Raw genomic sequence first — 5,728 nt, forward strand, 5'->3', positions numbered from 1 at the left:
CTGTAAATTTAGCCATAGAAAAACTGCTCTTTTTTATATGCAATATTTTGTTGGTGGTTTTGTTAGTAAAATGGAGCGAATTCACCAACAAAACTGCACCCAAAAAAGAATGAATGTTTTTTAAAATAGATTTAACAAAGTTCAGCAAGAATTTGATGGCTAGAAATCTAAGCGAGTTGCAAATCGTTTAGATAGTAAGTTGAGGAGTTGCTGCTTCTTGACTCTATTTTAAAAGGAGGTTTTCATTATGAAAATAGGATTTACAAAACCAAATCAATATTCAGAGTCAACAGCTCAAAAATTTATTGATACAAATGTTTTAGTAAAAAGGGCAATAACACTTATTGAAATACAATATGAATACGTTGATAAACAGTGTAAGGACAAAACCAAAGGATGCAAGCTCAGGCTTGTAAAAGAAGGAATCAATTCATTCACTTTTAATTCTGACAAAAATCCTGAACTTTCTTCATTGTTTTCAATTATTGAATCGAAAAATCTTCAAAAGATTGAAAAATACCACAATCAAAGCTTAAATAGGGATCTTGTAATGAATGAAGAGTCAATTTACACGATTTTATTTTTCGTAGAAGTGAAGGAGGGATTTTTATTCGTCTCCCGCACTCCTGCGGAAATTGTTATTCCAATAGGCAAGGGAACGGGATTACTGCAGTTCATCGATAATGAACATCCTTATCAATTTTTACCGCTTCTCCTACCCACGTTCTATACAGAAAGGGGGATTTTATAAATGAGATTTATAAAGAAAAAGACGTATTTTATGAAAACCTATAATTTGACATGTTTTCTGAGCATTTTGTTTATCTTAAGTTTGGGGCTAACATTATTAGTTGGATTTTTACAGAAAGATTTGATAAATGTAAATACAGGATTTTTATTCACCAGCCAGCTGATTATCTTAGCCAAGGTAACGATGAGCGTATTACAGATAACTAATATCTTAATTCCATGCATAGTATTTGCTTTGCTATTGCCCGAGTTTATTAAGAGAATTACAGATGACACGGTAATTAATCTAGTTAAATCCACTACTGGGACGATATATGTTAGACGACTTTTGAAACAATATTCTCAAACACCTTTAAGTAATTCTACTAATCATGCATTGTCTGCAAATGATGTAATTACAAAGTTCAATAAATCAGTAAAAAAGTCTGTTCTAGACTTATCAAATGAGGAGTTAAAACTATTTATCAAGGTTCCTAAAAATGCACAGTCTCAAAAGATTCTTAAAGAGCATGAAGAGCAAATAAAAGAACACATTTTAAGTTTTTATCCTGAGTATATTATTTCAACCTTTGAACGTAATAAATTCAGTTTATGGCTTATTGGTACAAAAAGAAGATAAAATTGTGGTGCCTTGGCTGGGAACGAAAAGCCAAAAAAGAAACAAAGGAGATAGATTTACTATTTTAATAACTAAATTTAAAGATGAAACTATATTTAATGCGGTGGTATGGCTTGTTATACTACCGCTTATTTATTATAAAATATTTTGGATGAGAATTTTAGAGATGGATCTTTTCGTTATAATAATAAAGAATTAACTGTCTGATAAGGATAAATTTTCCTGGTTAGTGTATGATAATTAGGGTGTTATAACAATTTATCTTATAAAAAGATATTGTATTTAAAAAGAAAGGAAAGGAAATAATGAGTTTTTTAGATGATCTTTTCGGTAAAAAAAAGTTAATAAAAGAAATAGAACACTTCCAAGAAAAAATAAAAATTTTAGAAAGAGAGCTTAAGGAAAAAAATAATTTATTAAAAAATTTATGTGCAAGTAATGAAATGTTAAAAGAAGAGAAGAAATTATTAGATAAAACATTAGATAGAAGAATAGTAGAGCTTGAACATGCTAAAGATTCTATTGATACCAAAATAAAAGAATTAGTGCATGCTGAAAATGTTATGAATCTTTATCAAGGTATTTATGGAGAACTTGAGTATGATGAAGGGAAAGAACAACATATTCTTACTGATCTTGATGAAGATAAAGGATTTTTTGATTTTTTAAGGCCTAAAAATGATAATAATGATTTTAATAATGAGCAAATTGAGGCAATTAGATATGATATGGAGAAGAACCTTAGAATTATTGCGGGTGCTGGTAGTGGAAAAACACAGACAATTTGTGCGAAAACTGCCTATTTAATAATGATGAAGAATGTCCCTGAAGAAAAAATAGCCATGATTACATTCACGAAAAAGGCATCTGAAGAGATGAAAGAAAGGGTGAATTTTTTCTTAGGAGAGGAAAAATCTAAAGTAGCAGTTGGCACCTTTCATAGCTTTTTTATACGCTTGTATAATGAGTTGAAAAAGCAATTTCCATATGTAGAACATATGGGCATTATTGGAGATAATCCAGATGAGAAGAAGTATAAGGCGGAATTAGAAGACTTAATTAAAGATTATAAACTAAAAAAATTAGATGAAAATGCTGGAGAGAAAAATTTATTTGAAAAAATAAGTTATTGGACGAATATGGGGTTCTCTATAGAGATGATGACGAAATATATAGAAAAGCACTTTAATATACTTGAACCAACAAGTGATGAAACATTAAGTCAAAGATTTCAAAAGATGATGCGGGAATTTTATGATAAACGAAAAAGTAATAGAATTGTAGTTTTTGACGATTACATGTTAAATTTGCTTCATGTTTTAACAGATGATATCCAAGCGCGTGAATATGTACAAAAAAGATTTCAGTATATATTCATTGATGAGTTTCAAGATACTAATCCTCTTCAAATGGATATCATTAAACTTATTTGCCCACCGGATTTAAAGGACGGTGCTAAATTAATCATTGTTGGTGATGATGACCAGAGTATCTATTATTTTAGAGGCGCAGAGCCAAAATACATAAAAGATTTCGACCAAATGTATGAAACCCAAACTCTTAAACTTATGACAAATTATCGTTCTACTTCAAAAATAGTTCAAGCTGGGAATCGGGTAATTGCATTTAATGAGAACAATAGGATAAAAAAATCAATGAAACCTTTTCATAAAAATGAGGGTGATTGCTATATTCGAAGTTTACCTACTCCAGAGGAAGAAGCTGAATGGATTATAGATCAATCTCAGTATATTGGTTTATCAGGAAATAAAGCTGTCCCAGATTATAGAGAAAGTGTAATCTTATATCGTTCTACTTCCCAAATTAAAACATTACTCCATAAACTGGAGGTTAATAATATCCCTTTTGTAATAGAAACTAATGAAGACTTAATGGGTATTTTTAGCTTGGATGCATTTAAAAGGGCATATAGATATTGGAAAGCTTTTTTAATATCTAATGAAGATAGTGATAAATTAACTCGGTGGAACCAAATAATTTCAGAAACTTCATATGCATTCTACAAGAAAAAACAAGAAGTTGTTAACTTTATTGGAGATAGTTCATCATATATAAATCCACAAAAAATTGCTGATTTTATTTGTGGAAATAAATCTTTGGATAGAAAAAAAGAGATTATTGATTACTTTGAGGGGTTAGTAAGATTAAAAAATAAGAAGTCAGTATCTATGGAAATTGTTATTAAAAATTTTTTGGGATTTCCACTCATTAGAAACCAGTTAACAAAAGATGAAATAAAATGGATAGAAAAAGAAACAGAACAGTTTCAATCATGGGAAGGTATGGTCAAAAGGTATCAAGAGTTAAACCAAAAAAAAGAAGAGATGAAGAAAAAGTTAGATGAATACCATAAAGGTACATTTAATGCAATTTACCTATTAACTATACATAAGAGTAAAGGATTATCATTTAAAAATGTATTTTTAATAGGGTTATATGATGAAGGATTACCAAGTAACAAAGCAACAAAAGTTACTCCAGAAATAATTCAAGAATCTATAGAAAAGGCTGAGCCCCCGACTACTATAGAAGAAGAAAGACGCTTAATGTACGGTGCGAAACGTTGGTTTGAAATCGTTTAACGAGGGATAAACCACATTATAAATTTTTATAATGATAACTGATATTGCGAGACCACAGTAGGAAACCTTAAAAAAATCCTATGATAAGATGGCTGCTAATACTCCCACATGCATAACTGGTAACGATTTTGTATGAAGCTGGGTGAAGACGCATTGAGTAGCCCTAACAGATAACGCTGAGGAAAGGTTAAACATTACTGCGAAAGTAATGCGGGCAGGGAGCTATATATGGTTAGTATTCAACATAGTTGATGACGAACTACTGAATGTACATCTCGAAAAGCTTTATATAGAAATGTATAAAATAAAAAATTCACTCCAAAGAAATTATCGTACAGATTTTGATGGATAAAGCTAATGGGTTGCTTTAGTTTAAATAACGTGAATTCGGGGTAAAGGTAGAACCTAAGTATAGTTATTTACCTAGCAATATCGGAACGTTTGAAGTCTCTAACGTTTAGTAATAATCTGGTGAAAAGGGTTGTGAGTAGAGATGGCAGTAGAGATGTAGTACCAATGAAACCATGATAATAAGTGGCGGAGGGAAGGTCTCAAGTCTTTTTATATAACAGTTGTAAGGAATATATAAGAAGATGGAGCGCCGTATGCGATGAAAGTTGCACGTACGGTGTGGGGTGGGGGAAAACTTGGAGATAAATTCAAAGGGTTACCTATCACCATTTGCTGTAACTCGTCCAAAGAAGAATCTATATATTACATTCCCAGCAACAATTAATGGGAAACCTTCTAAAAGATCGAGATTTTTAAAAGAGATTAATCTCCCTATTCAACAAGGTGAATAGGGAAGGTTAAGTACAAGAAAGTGATTTTCTGGATCAATATAATATACCTAATGAGATTTTCAAATAATTAATAAAAGAAGATAAACTTTTTTATTCTGATGAAGGAGCGCGTTATTAAATAAAATTAATATATCTTAAGAAATTGTTGGTAATTTTTTTTATAGGATAGTCAATAATCAATTTTTATGTACAATTGTTGATAAAATATGTGTTCACAGAAAATTCCCATTCAAATGGTTTTATTTACATATATTTCATGTTATCTTACTAGTAGGGTAATAAATCCCTATTGTTATTTAAATCATTTATAAAGGGAGGAGTTAATATTATGAAACTTCGTTATGCTCTTGTAACGTCGGTTGCTTTTCTAAGTATTTTAGGTATCGGAACCACAGATTCACAGGCTTCCACTGATTTTAATAGGGAAGACCAGAAAAAATTAACACAAACTCTCAACATTAGGGATTACACAGTTACTTTACCAACATTTTTTAGTGGATATCAACTTACTTATCATGAGCCAGGAATGACTTATCGTACTAGTAATGATTTGATAAAGGTTTCTTCTACTGGGAAATTAACAACTTATTTTTCCACAACAGCAAAAGTATATGTTTATAGAAATGGTGTATTAGATCATACAATTACAGTGATTGTTGGACAAGGTTAAAATTAATTGATGTATTCTATATTTCTTAACAGATAACTAGTAATTGGGATAAGAACTGTAATTTTTTATTTGGAGTAAGTATAAGGAATTTAATACATTTCAAGTTTAAAAGCTCCTGCCGATAGGGGCTTTTAATTATATAATTATACTTTTTTAAAAAAAGAGTTTAGGGTAATTTATCCAATTGTTAATATGTTAGGGATAATTGATGTTATATATCTAGAAATAATTTAATAGGAGAAATTTAAGTGAGAAGAGTATTTTCTGTCTCTTATACACATCT

At 30.2% G+C, this 5,728-nt stretch carries 5 protein-coding genes; all 5 read left to right on the forward strand.

The window, feature by feature from the left end; genetic code table 11:
* The first annotated feature begins 247 nt into the window (after positions 1 to 247).
* The 5 genes from RT27_RS36005 to RT27_RS31860 all read left to right on the forward strand — a co-directional run bounded on the left by RT27_RS36005 (position 248) and on the right by RT27_RS31860 (position 5,445).
* On the forward strand, positions 248 to 751 hold the full coding sequence (locus RT27_RS36005) for a hypothetical protein (protein ID WP_052497748.1): 504 nt from the start codon (positions 248 to 250) through the stop codon (positions 749 to 751).
* Complete coding sequence (locus RT27_RS31845) at positions 752 to 1,369, forward strand: hypothetical protein (protein WP_043939358.1); 618 nt, start codon at positions 752 to 754, stop codon at positions 1,367 to 1,369.
* A 305-nt stretch (positions 1,370 to 1,674) separates the two neighbouring features.
* Positions 1,675 to 3,972, forward strand: coding sequence for an ATP-dependent helicase (locus RT27_RS31855; RefSeq protein WP_231577730.1), 2,298 nt, complete (start codon positions 1,675 to 1,677; stop codon positions 3,970 to 3,972).
* Between the two features lie 647 nt (positions 3,973 to 4,619).
* A complete protein-coding gene (locus RT27_RS35040) occupies positions 4,620 to 4,775 on the forward strand; it encodes a hypothetical protein (protein WP_153580446.1) in 156 nt (51 codons plus the stop codon).
* A 328-nt stretch (positions 4,776 to 5,103) separates the two neighbouring features.
* Entirely contained in the window at positions 5,104 to 5,445 is a 342-nt protein-coding gene (locus RT27_RS31860) for a hypothetical protein (RefSeq protein WP_043939363.1), read from the forward strand.
* Positions 5,446 to 5,728: the final 283 nt, after the last annotated feature.

Source organism: Bacillus sp. L_1B0_5, assembly GCF_000836715.1.
Lineage (GTDB): Bacteria > Bacillota > Bacilli > Bacillales > Bacillaceae_G > Bacillus_A > Bacillus_A thuringiensis_S.

Bases quoted from the DNA above. Each gene is read 5' to 3' on its own strand.
- RT27_RS36005 (WP_052497748.1), top strand. From the start codon at position 248: ATGAAAATAGGATTTACAAAACCAAATCAATATTCAGAGTCAACAGCT.
- RT27_RS31845 (WP_043939358.1), top strand. From the start codon at position 752: ATGAGATTTATAAAGAAAAAGACGTATTTTATGAAAACCTATAATTTG.
- RT27_RS31855 (WP_231577730.1), top strand. From the start codon at position 1,675: ATGAGTTTTTTAGATGATCTTTTCGGTAAAAAAAAGTTAATAAAAGAA.
- RT27_RS31860 (WP_043939363.1), top strand. From the start codon at position 5,104: ATGAAACTTCGTTATGCTCTTGTAACGTCGGTTGCTTTTCTAAGTATT.